Genomic DNA, 16,233 nt, shown 5'->3' with positions numbered 1-16,233 from the left:
GATTAGTCCTTGCCTACGTGGAGAATCGCGAGGAAGGCCTCTTGCGGCACGTCGACACGGCCGAGAGACTTCATCCGCTTCTTGCCTTCTTTCTGCTTGTTCAGCAGCTTCTTCTTACGGCTCACGTCACCACCGTAACACTTGGCAGTCACGTCCTTGCGCAGGGCCTTGACCGTGCTGCGGGCGATGATCTGGTTGCCGATGGAAGCCTGGATGGCGATGTCGAACATCTGGCGCGGGATCAGCTCACGCATCTTCTCCACCACCTGGCGACCGCGGAACTGGGCGTTCTCCTTGTGGGTGATGATGGCCAGGGCGTCGACCCGCTCACCGTTGATCATGATATCCAGACGGACCATGTCGGAAGTTTCGAAGCGCTTGAAGCCGTAATCCAGAGAGGCGTAGCCGCGGCTGGTGGACTTCAGGCGGTCGAAGAAGTCGAGCACCACTTCCGCCATCGGGATTTCATAGGTCAGCGCCACCTGCTTGCCGTGATAGACCATGTTGGTCTGCACGCCACGCTTCTCGATGCAGAGGGTGATGACGTTGCCCATGTACTCCTGCGGCAGCAGGATGTGACACTCGGCGATGGGCTCGCGCATCTCTTTGATGTTGTTGACCGCCGGCATCTGGGCCGGGCTGTCGATGTGGATGGTCTCGCCGTTGTTCAGCTCGATCTGGTAGACCACGGTCGGCGCCGTGGTGATGAGGTCCAGATCGTACTCCCGCTCCAGCCGCTCCTGGATGATCTCCATGTGCAGCATGCCGAGGAAGCCACAGCGGAAGCCAAAGCCGAGCGCCGTGGAGCTTTCCGGCTCGAAGAACAGGGATGCATCGTTCAGGGAGAGCTTGTCCAGCGCGTCACGGAAGGACTCGTAGTCGTCGCTGGAGATGGGGAACAGGCCCGCATAGACCTGCGGCTTCACCTTCTTGAAACCTGCCAGCGCCTTGTCGGCACCGTGCTTGGCCTGGGTCAGGGTATCGCCCACCGGCGCGCCGTGAATGTCCTTGATGCCGCAGACGACCCAACCTACCTCGCCACAACCCAGGCCCTGGGTATCCACCTGCTTGGGGGTGAAGATACCGATGCGATCCACGCCCCACACCTGACCGGTGCTCATGACCTTGATCTTGTCGTTCTTCTTGAGAGAACCGTTCTTGATCCGCACCAGGGAGACGACGCCGAGATAAGAGTCGAACCAGGAGTCGATGATCAGCGCCTGCAGCGGTGCATCGGGATCCCCTTCCGGCGACGGGATACGGGCCACGATCTCTTCGAGCACCAGATCCACACCGAGACCGGTCTTGGCGGAGCAGCGTACCGCGTCCATGGCATCGATGCCGACGATGTCTTCGATCTCTTCGGCGACACGCTCGGGTTCGGCTGCCGGCAGGTCGATCTTGTTCAGGACCGGTACCACTTCCAGATCCATTTCCATGGCGGTGTAGCAGTTGGCCAGAGTCTGTGCCTCAACCCCCTGACCGGCATCCACCACCAGCAGCGCCCCTTCACAGGCAGCCAGGGAGCGAGAAACCTCGTAGGAGAAATCCACGTGGCCCGGGGTGTCGATAAAGTTCAGCTGATAGGTGTTACCGTCTTGTGCCTGGTAGTTCAGGGTCACACTCTGTGCCTTGATGGTAATGCCGCGCTCGCGCTCCAAATCCATGGAGTCCAGCACCTGAGCCTGCATCTCGCGGTCGGACAGGCCGCCACAAGTCTGGATCAGACGGTCCGACAGGGTCGATTTACCGTGGTCGATGTGCGCAATAATCGAGAAGTTACGAATGTGTTTCATCGAGCAAGAATCACTCAAAATTAAGTTAGGGTCGGATATGAGGGCAGGATTTTACTGGATAACCCGGTCGACGGCCAATCTTTAGTCGACACAGGCCCGGAAATAGCGCCCTGGCGGCCATTTATCGCGCCAGGACCTGTATCTGCAGTAATCTCTTGCCAGTCAGGAGAGATGGCGGGTGCTCAGCACCACACCGAGCATGCGGGGGCCATACTCCCCCTGCTCAAGCCTTGCGGAAAAGTAACGAACCAGTAAAAAGCCCAGAGAGCCCCCCAGCAGGCAGCTGAGGATGGTGACCCCTTCCCCCGCCGAGAGCAGCGGCGCCAGCCAGAGCTGGCCGAGCAGGGCACCGAGCAGCAGGCAGAACAGCGGCAGCACATAGACCAAAGCGGCTCCCCGCAGAATGCTCGCCTGGGGAATGCCGAGGCGGATCTGCTGACCCACCCTCACCTCGCCATTGAGGGCCACCTTCAATCGCTGGGACTTCATGGGAAACGCCTTGGCCACGGTGCCGGTACCGCAGTTGGACTGCTGGTGACAACCGCTGCAGGCAGAGTGCCGTTCACACTCCACCCAGGCGTAATCCCCTTCGATGGCCACGACAGTCGCCAGCTCTTCACTCATGTTACTCACCTGACGACTCCAGATTAACAGCCATGGATTTATGCAATCTGAACACGCCCGCCTCGCCTCGGCAAGGGGAATGAGCACGGCTCGCCATGGGGATTACTGCACGGCCTCGTTGCGGGCCAGGGGTTGCACCGACTCGGCGATGCGTTTGGCGGTTTCGGCCGGCACCTCGCCCACGACGGTGATCTCGACCCCGACTTCGTTGACATAACTCACCAGGGAAGTGGCCCCTTGCCGAATAAGCTGCTGGCGCACCGTCTGCTTGGGGTCGACCCGGGCGACGTAGACGGAGAGATCCACCACGCCGTCTGACAACATCATGTAATCCACCGGCAGGCCGGTACTGACCAGCTGGTGCCTGTCCTGAGAGAGCACTTTAAAGCCGCTCGGCAGCCAGGTGAGGTGCCAGGCCAGGGTCTGCTGGGGGGTGGGGTAGGCATCCTCCAGGGTCAGTGCCTCCGGCAACTTGCTGTTGGCCAAGGCCACCAGCCAGGGGGCCGGCGCCGACTGCCTGTCCAGATCCACCCCCAGCACCTGTTCTACCAGGTTGCCTTCCCGATCGACCATGTCGATGCGCAGCAGCAGGTGGCTCTGCTCGTCAATCCAGAGCACGAAGCCGTACTTGTCAGCTTCTTTCGGGACCAGTCTCACCACCTGAGCCACCAGACCGGCGACCCGGCTGCGACCCGCCAGCACGGGATCATAGCTCTCCAGCACTCGGGTCAGCGGCATCTTCACCAGGGTTGACCAGACACCGGGGAAGCGGGCGCCTTTCAGGGTGTAGGGCTCGTGGGTGTTCTCGAAGAAGGTGTATTCATTCTGGCGCTGCAGGTACTCCACCGTCTTGCCGTCGAGGTAGCTCAGATGGGCGACCTCCTTGCCATCGATGACCCCATGGCTGATGCGGATGGGTTCGAGACGCCCCTGGCGGGCCTTGACCATGGATAACTCAAAATTCTGTTGTGAAACGGCACTCTGCATCTGCTGCAACAAGGCCTCGGCCGACAGATCGTCGGCCGAGGCCTTGGCACAAATCAACAGAAGAGAGGCCAGCAGGATACGGCTGGACTGGCGCACGGTCTGATCCCTAAAAATGCGTTATTCCTGAATCTGCTTGTCTTGCAGCAGACGTTGTTGCAACTGGTGATCACGCAGGAAGGCGTTGACCCGTTCGCGCTGCTCTTGCATCTGTTGCTCGTTCAAGCCTTGCTGGCGAGCCGTGGCGCGGTTGCCCTCTTGCGGATAGTGAACACTTACGGGAGCGGCGCTGCCACCGACGGGTATGGTATTGAGTACCGGATTGCTCGGCACACCGTCCTGACCCTGATACTGCTGTACCCCGAAGATGACGGCGGCAGCCACGGATGCAGCGATGGCATATTGCCCCACCTGCTGGCCGAAGCGGCGGATAAGCGGTATCACCTTGGCACCGGTTTTCACCTCGATAACGGTCGATGGTGTCGGCACGGGAGCCAGTATGGTGGGCTCATCTTCCAGCGCCAGCATGATGCTGTCGCTGAGATCCAGTTGCAGATTGACCGGCAGGTCACCCCGCATGGCATCACCGATCAGATGGTAACGAGACCAGGTGTCCTGCATGGAGGGATCCGTTCCCAGCTCATTCAGTACCTTTATCTCGCTCAGGTCGCCATCCATCAGGGCTGAGATTTGCTCTTTATTTGCCATAAGTTTGCCTGTCTTTCCCCAGTTTAATTCTCGATCAGAGGTTGCAGCTTTTTATCGATTGCTTCCCTCGCCCGGAAGATACGGGATCTCACCGTTCCAACCGGACAATCCATGATCTCTGCAATCTCTTCGTAGCTCAGCCCTTCCAGTTCACGAAGGGTGATCGCTGTTCTCAAGTCTTCCGGCAAGGCTTCTATGGCGGTAAACACGGTGCGCTTGATCTCATCAGTCAGCGTCAGGTTTTCCGGGGTGGCCACCTCTTGCAAGGCTTCGCCCCCACCATAGTATTCAGCCTCATCGGCTTCGACATCACTGCTGGGCGGTCTGCGCCCCTGTGAGGTCAGGTAATTTTTGGCCGTATTGACGGCGATCCGGTACAACCAGGTGTAAAACGCGCTCTCGCCACGGAATGTCGGCAACGCACGGTAAGCCTTGATGAAAGCCTCCTGCGCCACATCCGGCACATCGCCCGGATTGTTGACATACCTGGCCACCAGATTGACCACCTTATGCTGGTATTTTTTTACCAACAGGTTGAATGCATTTTTATCGCCACGCTGGACCCGTTCAACCAGCTGTTCGTCCAGTAGATTCTGGTCGCTCATCAGAGCCGTAAAACCCCCATCAGGTTATCGTTTTTCTTTTCCGGCCCTTTCTAAGCGCACAAGTTCAGACAGGAGGAATCAGAGAAAGTTCGCTTGTATCGAAAAAAATGTGATGCGGGCTGCATCACAACCCCCCTTGGGCTACCATGGGGCCAGTTCTTAATCCAGGCCAATGATACTTATGAAAGCAAGTGTTGAATACCTTTGCGACGTACTCATCATTGGCAGCGGTGCCGCCGGTTTGTCCCTCGCATTGCGATTGGCAGACCAGGCCAAAGTCCTGGTTCTGAGCAAGGGGCCCATCAGTGAGGGGGCCACTCTCTATGCGCAAGGAGGCATCGCTGCCGTGTTCGACGAGACCGACAGCATCGAATCCCACGTGAGCGACACGCTCAACGCCGGGGCCGGGTTGTGTGATCCGGCCGTGGTCGAGTTCACCGCCCGCAACGCCCGCGAATCCATCCAGTGGCTGATCCAGCAAGGGGTTCCCTTCGATCAGGAAGAGGATGCCGAAGGGGAATCCCACTACCACCTGACCCGGGAGGGGGGCCACAGCCATCGCCGCATCTTCCACGCGGCCGATGCCACCGGCAAGGCGGTCCAGCTCACCCTGATCGATCAGGTCCGCGCTCACCCCAACATCCAGTTGATGGAGCGCTTCAACGCGGTGGATCTCATCACCACCCGCAAGCTCGGCCTGCCGGGCAACAAGGTGCTCGGTGCCTATGTCTGGAACCGCAACGTCGAACAGGTCGAGGTGATCCGCGCCCGCTTCGTGGCGCTGGCCACCGGCGGCGCTTCCAAGGTCTATCAATACACCTCCAACCCGGATGTGAGCTCGGGCGACGGCATCGCCATGGCCTGGCGCGCCGGCTGCCGGGTGGCGAATCTGGAGTTCAACCAGTTCCACCCCACCAGCCTGTTCCACCCGGACGATCCCAACTTCCTGCTGACCGAAGCCCTGCGCGGTGAAGGGGCCTATCTGCGTCGCCCGGATGGCAGCCGCTTCATGCCGGACTTCGACGAGCGGGCGGAGCTGGCCCCCCGCGACATCGTTGCCCGCGCCATCGACCACGAGATGAAGCGTCTGGGTGCCGACTGCATGTATCTGGACATCAGTCACAAGCCGGCGGACTTCATCATCAAGCATTTCCCGACCATCCATGAGCGCTGCCTCGCGGTGGGCATCGACATCACCAAGGAGGCCATGCCCATCGTGCCGGCGGCCCACTACACCTGCGGTGGCGTGATGATCGATGGCAACGGCCAGACCGATATCCCGGGCCTCTACGCCATCGGCGAGGTGACCTACACCGGCCTGCACGGCGCCAACCGCATGGCCTCCAACTCCCTGCTCGAATGCGTAGTCTTCGCCCATCAGGCGGGGGCCGACATCCTGGCCAAGCTGCCCATGAGCGTGGCGCCACCGCGGCTGCCGGCCTGGGACGAGAGCCAGGTGGACGACTCGGACGAGCAGGTGGTGATCCAGCACAACTGGCACGAGCTGCGGCTGATGATGTGGGACTACGTGGGCATAGTGCGCACCAACAAGCGCCTCGCCCGTGCCAAGCGCCGCATCGATCTGCTCAAGCAGGAAGTACAGGAGTACTACGCGAACTTCCGGGTCTCCAACAACCTGCTGGAGCTGCGCAACCTGTTGCAGGTGGCCGAGCTCATCGTCAACTGTGCCCTGCAGCGCAAGGAGTCCCGCGGTCTGCACTACAACCTGGACTACCCGGACATGCAGCCGGACTCCAAGCCGACGGTGCTGACCCCGGAACGGGACTGACTCTGCGTTTCTGATGAGCCAAAACAGAGCCCGCGGACTGCACCTCTTATCCCGGACGACCCGGGACATGCAACCGGACTCCAAGCCGACGGTGCTGACCCCGGAGCGGGACTGAATTCCCACTCGTGCCCATCCAGATGACCCCGCCCCGGCGGGGTCATCTGTTTATGGTCGCCGGGTTGTGCCCTTATCGGAGGGAGTGAGGTGGATGGCGCGGGCCAGGATACGATAGTGTTCGGGAGCCAGGGCATCGGCGAAAAGCCAGAGCCGGGTGGCGGGCGCCCCTTCTGCAGTGAGGTAAAGCCCAAGCACCCCGGGCAGGATGCGGCTACGAGGATCGAGCCGATAGCGACGGCCCCGCCACTCCAGCCATTCCCCATCGTGGATCACTTCACCACAGACGGCACTGGCTCGCCCCCGGGCGAGCCAGAACCCCAGCAGCCAGCAAGGCAGGAACAGCCCCCACTGCCAGCCCTGAACAAGGCTGGCGGCAGGCCAGAGCAGCAACAAAAAGAGAAGGGACAGCAGGCGCAGCTGCTGGCGGGAGACGAGCACGGGCATGCTCACCCGCATGGAGGATCAGCCCTGGCGGTCGTGGCGGGCCTGGTTGCGCTCCAGGATCAGCGGGATCATGGCGGCGAAGGCAGGATCTTCCGGCACCCCGTGACCCATGCTCCAGCGAAACAGCTCGGGATCCTCGCGCTCCAGCAGGCGGATGAAGGTCTGCTGCTGCTCGTCACTCAGGCTGTCGAACTCGTGTTCAAAAAAGGGCATAAAGATGACGTCCAGCTCGAGCATGCCACGGCGGCAGGCCCACTTCAGGCGGGACTTTTCAATTGGGCTCAACATGGAACTCTCCTTACAAAGACTCGGGAATGGTAGCAGCTGGATTTTCCGGCTGACAAACATTCCTTACGTCTTTACCATGCAGGTCACATACTTTATGCCTTTGGACCACCACCGTGAGCCTGCTGACCCCTGTTCTGCCTGCCGAACCCAGCCTTTTCTCCTTGAGCGATCTCGCCATCACCCGTTTACGCGGCACGGATCGCGCCAAGTATCTGCAAGGCCAGGTCACCTGCGACGTCAACGCCTTGCAACCGGGCCAGAGCACCCTCGGCGGTCACTGCGATCCCAAGGGCAAGCTATGGAGCGATTTTCGCCTGCTCTGCCTGGAAGAGTCCCTGCTGCTGCTGACCAAGCCCTCGGTACTGGCACGCCAGTTGCCGGAGCTCAAGAAGTTTGCGGTCTTCGCCAAGGTGGAGATCGACGACTACCCGGGCAAGACGGTGGGCGTTGCGGGTCTGGGCAGCGATGCGTGGATCTCGGCCCAGTACGGCCTGCAGGAGACCGGCCTCATCGAGGGTGGCATGGCGGTGCGTGTGGAGGCCGATCGCTGGTTGCTGGTGAGCGAGCAACCCCTCGCCATCGCCCTGCCTGCGGCCGACGAGGCCCTCTGGTGGGGGCTGGATGTCAAGGCGGGGATCCCCCATCTGGAAGCCGTGCATCAAGGGGAATACATCCCCCAGATGTTGAACCTGCAGGCACTGGATGGCATCTGTTTCACCAAGGGCTGCTACATGGGCCAGGAAATTGTGGCCCGCGCCAAGTACCGCGGCGCCAACAACCGCGCCCTCTTCGTGCTGGCAGGCACCGCCACCGGCCCGGTCGCCAGCGGCGATACCCTGGAGATCCGGCTCGGTGACAACTGGCGCCGTAGCGGCATGGTGTTGAACGCCTGGCAGCAAGGTGGCCAGCTCTGGCTCACCGCCGTGCTGCCCAAGGACACCGAGGCCGATGCCGAGTTTCGCCTCAAGCAGGATGAGAGCGCTCATCTCACCCTGCAACCCCTGCCCTACTCCCTCGCCGACTGAGCCGCCATCCTGATCAACGGGGCACGCGCGCCAGCAGTGCCTCTTTGAGCCAAGCCCCCGCCTGCCCCAGCGGGCGGGCGCGATGCCACTGCAGCTCCAGCATCAACTCGGTCTGGCTGGCGAAATCCGGCTGCAACACCACCACTTCTCCCCGTGCCAGCGGCCGATGCAGCAGGAAGTCCGGTACGGATGCCCACCCCAGCCCCAGCTTGACCAACTCCAGGATCCCCAGATCCCCCTCGACCCACCACACCTGGGAAGAGAGACGGAAGCGGTTGCGCTCCGTCCCTTCTCGCCGCCCGGTCACCATCAGCTGGCGCGCCCCCTGCAAATCGCTCTCCCGCAGCGGCTCCTTGTGGGCAAGGGGGTGATCCGGGGAGACCACCAGCGGCATGCTGACCGCCCCCAGGGATCGTGCCACCAGTTCCCGCGCCGGCTGCATCTGTTGATAGCAGATGCCGAGCTGGGCCCGCCCGCTCTTGAGCAGTTCGGTCACATCATCCATCAGGGGAAACAGCAGCTCCAGCTCCACCGCCGGGTAGCGAGTGGCAAACTCCTCCAGCACGGCGCCGAGCCAGGGCAGGTGGGAGTCATCGTCGATGGCCAGGGTGAGGCGCGATTCGATGCCCACCGCCAGCTCGCCGGCGATGGCTTGCAGCCGCTCGCTCTGGGCCAGCAGGATCAATGCCTCCTGCTGGACCCGGCGGCCCGCCTCCGTCAGCACCGGGTAGCGGCCGCTGCGATCGAACAACTCGAGCCCCAGATCGATCTCCAGATTGGCGATGGCGGTGCTCACCACGGATTGGGCCTTGCCCAGACGACGGGCGGCACCGGAAAACGACCCCGTTTCCACCGCTGCCAACAGTGCCTTGAGTTGCTCCAGGGAGAGATTCATCAGCTTATGCCCTCATTCATCTATCTGTTTTAGCGATAGATACCAACGAGCATCCATGGCTTTTAGCGATTATAGTCGCCGTCATCATCTCAACCAACACAGAGGGACACACTCATGCGCAACACTCGCGATCGCCTTCGTCACGCCATCGGCTTCGAATTGATCGGCCTGTTGATCGCCGCCCCCCTGGCAAGCTGGGTCACCGGGGTCGGTCTCAACCACATGGGGCCCCTGGCCCTGTTCTTCTCGGTGGTCGCCACCGTCTGGAACTATGTCTACAACATAGGGGTGGATAAATTACTGCTGCGTTATCAAGGCCATACCCACAAGGTACTGTGGCAGCGAGTCCTGCATACGCTGGGTTTCGAGGGGGGATTGCTGACCGTGGCCCTGCCGGTGATGTGCTGGTGGCTCGACATCGGGCTGCTGGAGGCGCTGGTACTGGATATGGGCTTCGTGCTGTTCTACCTGGTCTATGCCTTCGTCTACAACTGGAGCTATGACAAGGTGTTCCCCATTCCGGGCCAACCGGCGCAGCGGGTACTGAACTAAAGAAGGGATTGAAAAGAAGTGACGAGGCACCATCATGCGGCAGGCATGATGGTGCTGATGGGGAGGTTGGGGCTCAGGCCCCGGCCTTTGCCTCTTCGACGGGTGTTTCGTCTTCCCCCGCTTCCTGTTTCAGCATGGCCTCGAGATCGCTCTGGTACTGGGTCAGCATGCGCTGGGCAGCCGTCATGTCGCCCTTGTGCAGGCGCTCAAACAGATGATGTTGCACCACACCACTCAGATACTCCACCGTGATGGGCAGTTCCAGAGCCCCCAGCAGCTCTTCTTTCTCCAGCTCGGCGTTGATCTCATCGGCACTGGTACGCAGCAGACCGGACAGTTGCACCAGCATGCGGCGCTCGCCCTCACGCAACAGGCTCAACATCCGGTTTCTCTGCTGCTCATTCTGTTGGGTCATACATTTCCTTACGTAAAAATGGGAATAAGCCAGCCCATTTTGCCCTCTCCTTTTCACAGCGTCTATCTCGGGCGCACCACTAATTTTCGTCCCCGGCGAAAGAGGCATGGCGGGTGCTATTTATCCCGGCGCTAGGTATAGTAGCCCTCTGGTTTATGGGCCTGTTTCACCCCTTTATGACGAGATTTTCACGCCATGACCGACGCTATTTTAGTGCTCTGCACCTGTCCAGATGAGGCCGCTGCCGATCTCATCTGCGATCAACTGCTAAGCCGGCGCCTCGCCGCCTGCATCAATCAATTGCCGGGACTCACCTCTGTCTATCGCTGGCAGGGGCAGATTGAACGAGCCCGGGAGATCCAGCTCATCATCAAGTCCAGCGCCGCCCTGTTCGAGCCCCTGCGCGAGTGCATCCTCGCACTGCATCCCTACGAGGTGCCGGAGATCCTGGCGCTGCCGGTCAGTCTCGGCCATCAGCCCTATCTCGACTGGCTCGCCGGGGAGACCGCATGAGACTGACCGCCCTGTTTACCCCTCTGCTGCTCCTGCTCAGCCTGCTGGCCAGCCCGGCGCAGGCCGCCAGCCAGGATCTGCTGAGCAGCCTCGGCATCGACACCGGCAGCCAGCCCCAGTTTCTGAAAGTCGATGAGGCCTTTCGTCTCGAGAGCAGCCAGCAGGGCAACCAGCTACGGCTGATCCTGCGCATCGCCGATGGCTACTACCTCTACCGCCACCGTTTCAGCTTCAAGGGAGAAAATCTCAGCTTCCAGCAACCCGGACTGCCCGCCGGCACCGAGCACGAGGACAACTTCTTCGGCAAGACCCGGGTCTATTACCAGGAGGTGCAGATCCCGCTTACCCTGACTGAGGTGGGCCAGGGGGCCAGCCTCACCATCAGCTATCAGGGTTGTACCGAGGGTCTCTGCTACCCGCCGACCGACAAGCGGGTCGAGATACAACCCCTCGTGAGCGAGGCCCCTCAAGATGGCATCAGGGACACCAGCCCCGCCGTCGACCAGCCCGCCAGCCAGCAGGATCAGCTGGCGGCCGCCCTTGGCAGCCAGGGTTTCTGGCTCAGCATCGCCGCCTTCTTCGCCCTGGGGCTGGGGCTCGCTTTCACTCCCTGCGTCTTCCCCATGTACCCCATACTGACCGGGATCATCGCCGGTGTCGGTGAACGCCTCTCCACCCGGCGCGCCTTTTTGCTCTCCTTCGTCTACGTACAGGGCATGGCCATCACCTACACCCTGCTTGGCCTAGTGGTCGCCTCGGCGGGACTGAAATTCCAGGCAGCCCTGCAGCACCCCTATGTGCTGATCGGTCTCTCGGTCATGTTCGTGCTGCTGGCCCTCTCCATGTTCGGGCTCTATACCCTGCAGCTCCCAAGCGGCCTGCAGACCCGGATCGTAGGACTCTCCAACCGCCAGCAAGGGGGCTCGGTAGTCGGGGTCGGCATCATGGGCATGATCTCCGGCCTGGTCTGCTCCCCCTGCACCACGGCCCCCCTCTCCGGCGCCCTCATCTACGTGGCCCAGAGCGGTGACCTCTGGCTCGGTGGCGCGGCCCTCTATGCCCTCTCCTTAGGGATGGGGCTGCCCCTGCTGCTGATCGGCACCTCGGGGGGCAAGCTGCTGCCCAGAGCCGGTGCCTGGATGGATGTGATCAAGCAGCTGTTCGGCTTTGCGCTCTTGGCAGTGCCCCTGCTGCTGCTCTCCCGACTGTGGAGCGACGAGACCAGCACCCTGGCCTGGCTGGTATGGGGACTGGCGCTATGCGCCTACCTCTATCACCACAACCAGCATCGCACCCATTCGCTGGGCAAGAGCCTGTGTGGCTTCGCCCTGCTGCTCGCCATGATGGGAGCCGTGGTGGTGGCAAAGGATCTGCTGTTGCCGAGCCAGGATGCCGCCGCGAGCACCCAGCGCGAAGTACCGCAGTTTATCCGCATCAAGACCCTGGATGATCTCAAGATCCAGCTCGCCGCCGCCCGCGGCAAGCCGGTGCTGCTGGATCTCTATGCCGACTGGTGTGTGGCCTGCAAGGAGTTCGAGCACAAGACCTTCAGCGACCCGGCGGTGCGTGCCCGCTTCGCCGACATGGTGCTGCTGCAGGCGGATGTCACCGCCAATGACGATGCCGACGTTGCGCTGCTCAACGGCCTCAACGTGCTGGGGCTGCCGACCCTCATCTTCTTTGACCGGGATGGCAACGAAGTGAACGGCCAGCGGGTGACCGGCTTTATGGGCCCAGCGGAATTCCTGGGTCAGCTGGACAAGCTGCGCTAGATGGAGTTGCGCCGCCTGTCACCGACGAACCCAGACCACCGTCAGTGGCTGGAAGAGGTCGTGCTGGCGACGCCCGCCTACAGCTGGCTGACCGAGGGCAAGGCACCCGACCCTGCGGATGCCCTGGCGATCCTCAAGGTCTGCCCACCCGGCATCTGGGAAGACGACAAGTTTGTACTCGCCGTGCTGGAGGGAGAGGAGCTGCTTGGCTGCGTCGATCTTGTCCGCGGTTATCCGGATGCGCAGACGGCCTACCTCGGCCTGCTGCTGTTGAAGGAGTGCTGGCAGGGACAAGGGATCGGCAGCAAACTGGTCGCACGGCTCATGGAAAGGGCGGCCGGCTGGGGTTGCAGCGCCATGCGGCTCGGGGTCATCGAAACCAACCTGCCCGCCCTGCATTTTTGGTCCAGGCACGGCTTCCAGCAGGTGAATCGCAAGCGGATCTCCGGGTTCAGCGGCGATACCCTGGTCATGAGCCGCACCGTCAGCCATCCCTGCCCCCTCTCCTCAGGCCAGCCATAGCGCGCTGATTTTTCTGAGCATCCCTTGTATCTCGCCCTCACCGTGGCAAACTTTGCCCCTTGTGTCTCGTATCATCCGGAGTTTCGATGAAAAAGTGGTTCATCCCCCTGCTCGCCTGCTGGCTCTATGGCTGTGATGCAGGCCCTGGTGAAGAGGCCATCCAGCGTCAGGTCACCGCCAAACTCCAGTCAGATGCGGACGCCAATCTGTTTGATATCAGTGACTTCGCCGTACTTGGCAAGGAAGAGCGGATGGAAGGGGTCTATCTGGTCAAGGTCGGCTACCAGCTGCATTTCAAGCAGGGACTGGCACAACTCCAGATCCTGCACGACGAAGATCTCGTCTATGACAGAGTCGGTCCCTTTCAGCAGGAAATGGGGCTGATGGAGCTGGAGCGCAAATACGGCGAGTTCGAAGCCGGTCAGGCGCTGGCGCAGGAGCGCGAAGTCTGGATGATGAAAACGGAGCAGGGCTGGCGCCTGGCCGAGCCCGGCCAGCCTCAGGACAGCCCCGCCTCCTGATCCCCCTTACAGCAGGTCTTTCAACCGATACCACAACATCCCCAGCGCCAGCAGGGGTGAACGTAAGGACGGCCCGCCCGGGAAGGTGATGTGGGGCACCTGGCTGAACAGATCGAATCCCCGACTCTCCCCCCTGATCGCCTCCGCCACCAGCTTGGCCGCCATGTGAGTGGCATTGAGACCGTGCCCCGAATAGGCCTGGGCGTAGAACACATTGGGGTGACCCGGCAGGCGCCCTATCTGGGGCAGTCGATTCGCCCCTATGCCTATCATGCCCCCCCACTGGAACTCGATGGCGGTGCCCGCAAGCTCCGGGAACACCCGCAGCAGCTTGGGCAGCATAAAGGCCTTGATGTCCTTAGGGTCACGACCGGAATAGTTGCAGGCGCCACCGAACAGCAGACGACCATCGGCGGAGAGCCGGTAGTAATCGAGCGCCACGTTCTGATCGCACACCGCCATATTCCGGGGCAGCAGGCGCTGACGCAGCCGCTTCTCCAGCACCTCGGTGGCGAGGATGTAAGAGCCCGCTGGCAGCACCTTGCCCCCCAGTTCCGGGTTGAGATCATTGAGATAGGCGTTGCAGCCGATCACCAGATAGCTGGCACGGCAGCGACCATGGGCCGTGGTGACCTGCACCTTGTCCCCATAATCGATGTTGAGCACTCTGGACTGCTCGAACAGAGAGACGCCGAGGCTGGCAGCGGCGCGCGCCTCCCCCAGGGCCAGGTTGAGAGGATGCAGGTGGCCCGAGCCCATGTCGATCATGCCGCCGATGTAGCGGTCCGATCCCACCACCGAGTGCATTTCATCCTTTGGCACCAGCCTGGTCTCATGCTGGTAACCCAGGCTCGCCAGATGGGCCAGCTCCTCCTCGAAGTCTGCCAGATGGCGCGCCTTGGTGGCGAGATCGCAATAGCCCCAGCGCAGATCGCAGTCGATATTGAAGTGCTCGACGCGATCACGCACCAGTTGCACCGCCTCCAGCCCCATCAGATCCAGCTCCCGGACCCCCTCCTCCCCGATCCAGCGGGCAAACTGGCTGGTGTCATGGCCGATGCCGCGAATGAGCTGACCACCGTTGCGTCCCGAAGCCCCCCAACCGATACGGTTCGCCTCCAGCAGCACCACCTTGTAGCCCGCCTCGGCCAGGTTGATGGCGGTGTTGAGGCCGGTGAAGCCGCCACCGATGATGCAGACATCGGCATCCAGCTCGCCGCCGAGTTCGGGCCACTGCTGATGATCGTTGCGGGTCGCCGCGTAATAGGAGGCCACGTGCTCCTGATGTCCATGTCTTCCTGTCTGCATGCTCAGCATCCTGCCTTGGTTGCATTCGTTTACTAAATTAAACGTTTCGTCATCGATAATACCCAGCCCCAGGATGCCATGCCAGCCCGCCCGGATCACAGAAATGCAAAAGGTGTCCCGAAGGACACCTTTGTGCGAGGCCGGCGATCCGCCCTGCCAGCCGCGCAATAAAAAAGGCGCCATGAGGCGCCTTTTTCTGCGATCTCGGTACTGATTACAGTACGTTGATGGCGTTCAGGTCGGAGAAGGCTTTCTCCAGACGCGCGATCATGGAAGTCTGACCGGCACGCAGCCATACGCGCGGATCGTAGAACTTCTTGTTCGGCTTGTCGGCGCCTTCCGGGTTGCCCAGCTGGCCCTGCAGGTAGGCTTCGTTGGTCTTGTAGAAGCCCAGAATACCTTCCCAGGTCGCCCACTGGGTGTCGGTGTCGATGTTCATCTTCACCACGCCGTAGGAGATGGATTCGCGGATCTCTTCCAGGGTGGAACCTGAGCCACCGTGGAATACGAAGTCCAGGGACTTGGCCGGCAGACCGAACTTCTCGGAAACGTATTTCTGGGAAGCGTCCAGAATGGACGGGGTCAGCTTGACGTTACCCGGCTTGTAGACACCGTGCACGTTGCCGAAGGAGGCAGCGATGGTGAAGCGCGGGCTGATCTTGGACAGACGCTCGTAGGCGTAAGCCACGTCTTCCGGCTGGGTGTACAGGGCGGATTGATCCATGTGGCTGTTGTCCACACCATCTTCTTCGCCACCGGTGCAACCCAGTTCCAGCTCCAGAGTCATGTTCATCTTGGCCATGCGTACCAGGTACTCACAGCAGATGTCGATGTTCTCTTCCAGAGACTCTTCGGACAGATCCAGCATGTGGGAGGAGAACAGCGGCTTGCCGGTCTCGGCGAAGTGCTTCTCACCGGCGTCCAGCAGGCCGTCGATCCACGGCAGCAGCTTCTTGGCAGCGTGGTCGGTGTGCAGGATCACGGGAACACCGTAGGCTTCGGCCACGGCGTGTACGTGCTTGGCACCGGAGATGGCACCCAGGATGGCAGCTTGCTGGCCTTCCAGCTTCAGGCCCTTACCGGCAGTGAACACGGCACCACCGTTGGAGAACTGAACGATGACCGGCGCTTTTACCTTGGCGGCCGCTTCCAGTACAGCGTTGACGGAGTCGGTACCGACGCAGTTGACGGCTGGCAGAGCGAAGCCGTTCTCTTTAGCGATGGCGAACACTTTTTGTACGTCATCACCGGTCAGTACGCCGGGTTTTACGAAGTCGAAAATTTTCTTAGACATGTTAAATCGTCCTGTTCTCGTATGCCGTTAATAAAAATGGGGGTTCATCACGAACCGGCAC

At 61.4% G+C, this 16,233-nt stretch carries 18 protein-coding genes; 7 read left to right on the top strand and 11 right to left on the bottom strand.

The genetic code is table 11. The features are described from left to right. Positions 1-2: 2 nt before the first annotated feature. From lepA to rpoE, 5 genes are all read right to left on the bottom strand, one after another. Positions 3-1,796: a translation elongation factor 4 gene (lepA, locus tag ABNP46_RS03305; RefSeq protein WP_349921003.1), complete on the bottom strand. Its 1,794-nt coding sequence runs from the start codon at positions 1,794-1,796 to the stop codon at positions 3-5. Between the two features lie 162 nt (positions 1,797-1,958). Next, positions 1,959-2,420 (bottom strand): SoxR reducing system RseC family protein, encoded by a 462-nt coding sequence (locus ABNP46_RS03300; RefSeq protein WP_349922363.1) that lies wholly within the window; start codon positions 2,418-2,420, stop codon positions 1,959-1,961. 102 nt (positions 2,421-2,522) lie between these two features. Continuing rightward, positions 2,523-3,503 carry a MucB/RseB C-terminal domain-containing protein gene (locus ABNP46_RS03295; RefSeq protein ID WP_349921002.1) on the bottom strand — a complete coding sequence of 327 codons (981 nt, stop codon included), beginning with the start codon at positions 3,501-3,503 and terminating at the stop codon, positions 2,523-2,525. A gap of 21 nt (positions 3,504-3,524) precedes the next feature. Next, a complete protein-coding gene (locus ABNP46_RS03290; protein ID WP_349921001.1) occupies positions 3,525-4,112 on the bottom strand; it encodes a sigma-E factor negative regulatory protein in 588 nt (195 codons plus the stop codon). 23 nt (positions 4,113-4,135) lie between these two features. Next, complete coding sequence (gene rpoE / locus ABNP46_RS03285) at positions 4,136-4,717, bottom strand: RNA polymerase sigma factor RpoE (RefSeq protein WP_349921000.1); 582 nt, start codon at positions 4,715-4,717, stop codon at positions 4,136-4,138. A gap of 181 nt (positions 4,718-4,898) precedes the next feature. Between rpoE and nadB the strand changes: the two genes are divergently transcribed. Further along, positions 4,899-6,506 (top strand): L-aspartate oxidase, encoded by a 1,608-nt coding sequence (gene nadB / locus ABNP46_RS03280; RefSeq protein ID WP_349920999.1) that lies wholly within the window; start codon positions 4,899-4,901, stop codon positions 6,504-6,506. Between the two features lie 165 nt (positions 6,507-6,671). Here nadB and ABNP46_RS03275 read toward each other — a convergent pair whose 3' ends face one another. After that, positions 6,672-7,067, bottom strand: a complete 396-nt coding sequence (locus tag ABNP46_RS03275) for a protein YgfX (RefSeq protein WP_349922361.1) — start codon at positions 7,065-7,067, stop codon at positions 6,672-6,674. An 18-nt stretch (positions 7,068-7,085) separates the two neighbouring features. After that, positions 7,086-7,355, bottom strand: coding sequence for a succinate dehydrogenase assembly factor 2 (locus ABNP46_RS03270; RefSeq protein ID WP_349920998.1), 270 nt, complete (start codon positions 7,353-7,355; stop codon positions 7,086-7,088). A gap of 119 nt (positions 7,356-7,474) precedes the next feature. On the opposite strand from ABNP46_RS03270, the gene ygfZ reads away from it, so the two are divergent. Continuing rightward, positions 7,475-8,380 (top strand): tRNA-modifying protein YgfZ, encoded by a 906-nt coding sequence (gene ygfZ, locus ABNP46_RS03265; RefSeq protein ID WP_349922359.1) that lies wholly within the window; start codon positions 7,475-7,477, stop codon positions 8,378-8,380. Positions 8,381-8,393: 13 nt separating this feature from the next. Here the strand turns inward: ygfZ and ABNP46_RS03260 are convergent, their stop codons facing one another. Further along, on the bottom strand, positions 8,394-9,275 hold the full coding sequence (locus ABNP46_RS03260) for a LysR family transcriptional regulator (RefSeq protein ID WP_349920997.1): 882 nt from the start codon (positions 9,273-9,275) through the stop codon (positions 8,394-8,396). A gap of 114 nt (positions 9,276-9,389) precedes the next feature. On the opposite strand from ABNP46_RS03260, the gene ABNP46_RS03255 reads away from it, so the two are divergent. Then, a complete protein-coding gene (locus tag ABNP46_RS03255; protein WP_349920996.1) occupies positions 9,390-9,827 on the top strand; it encodes a PACE efflux transporter in 438 nt (145 codons plus the stop codon). Positions 9,828-9,900: 73 nt separating this feature from the next. On the opposite strand, the gene ABNP46_RS03250 is transcribed toward ABNP46_RS03255, so the two are convergent. Next, positions 9,901-10,242 carry a hypothetical protein gene (locus ABNP46_RS03250; protein WP_349920995.1) on the bottom strand — a complete coding sequence of 114 codons (342 nt, stop codon included), beginning with the start codon at positions 10,240-10,242 and terminating at the stop codon, positions 9,901-9,903. A 195-nt stretch (positions 10,243-10,437) separates the two neighbouring features. Here ABNP46_RS03250 and cutA point away from each other — a divergent pair, with 195 nt between their 5' ends. The 4 genes from cutA to ABNP46_RS03230 all read left to right on the top strand — a co-directional run bounded on the left by cutA (position 10,438) and on the right by ABNP46_RS03230 (position 13,570). After that, positions 10,438-10,755 (top strand): divalent-cation tolerance protein CutA, encoded by a 318-nt coding sequence (cutA, locus tag ABNP46_RS03245; protein ID WP_349920994.1) that lies wholly within the window; start codon positions 10,438-10,440, stop codon positions 10,753-10,755. Beyond that, positions 10,752-12,527, top strand: coding sequence for a protein-disulfide reductase DsbD (locus tag ABNP46_RS03240; protein WP_349920993.1), 1,776 nt, complete (start codon positions 10,752-10,754; stop codon positions 12,525-12,527). Before cutA ends, ABNP46_RS03240 begins: the two co-directional genes overlap by 4 nt. After that, a complete protein-coding gene (locus ABNP46_RS03235) occupies positions 12,528-13,049 on the top strand; it encodes a GNAT family N-acetyltransferase (protein ID WP_349920992.1) in 522 nt (173 codons plus the stop codon). An 86-nt stretch (positions 13,050-13,135) separates the two neighbouring features. Beyond that, positions 13,136-13,570: a hypothetical protein gene (locus ABNP46_RS03230; RefSeq protein ID WP_349920991.1), complete on the top strand. Its 435-nt coding sequence runs from the start codon at positions 13,136-13,138 to the stop codon at positions 13,568-13,570. A gap of 6 nt (positions 13,571-13,576) precedes the next feature. Here ABNP46_RS03230 and ABNP46_RS03225 read toward each other — a convergent pair whose 3' ends face one another. Both ABNP46_RS03225 and fbaA read right to left on the bottom strand, forming a co-directional pair. Next, on the bottom strand, positions 13,577-14,878 hold the full coding sequence (locus tag ABNP46_RS03225; RefSeq protein ID WP_349920990.1) for an NAD(P)/FAD-dependent oxidoreductase: 1,302 nt from the start codon (positions 14,876-14,878) through the stop codon (positions 13,577-13,579). A 214-nt stretch (positions 14,879-15,092) separates the two neighbouring features. After that, a complete protein-coding gene (gene fbaA, locus ABNP46_RS03220; RefSeq protein WP_349920989.1) occupies positions 15,093-16,172 on the bottom strand; it encodes a class II fructose-bisphosphate aldolase in 1,080 nt (359 codons plus the stop codon). Positions 16,173-16,233 lie beyond the last annotated feature (61 nt).

This window comes from Aeromonas veronii (genome assembly GCF_040215105.1).
GTDB lineage: Bacteria > Pseudomonadota > Gammaproteobacteria > Enterobacterales > Aeromonadaceae > Aeromonas > Aeromonas veronii_G.
Note: the sequence above shows the minus strand (reverse complement) of the source record. Positions and strands in the feature narration are given on the sequence as shown.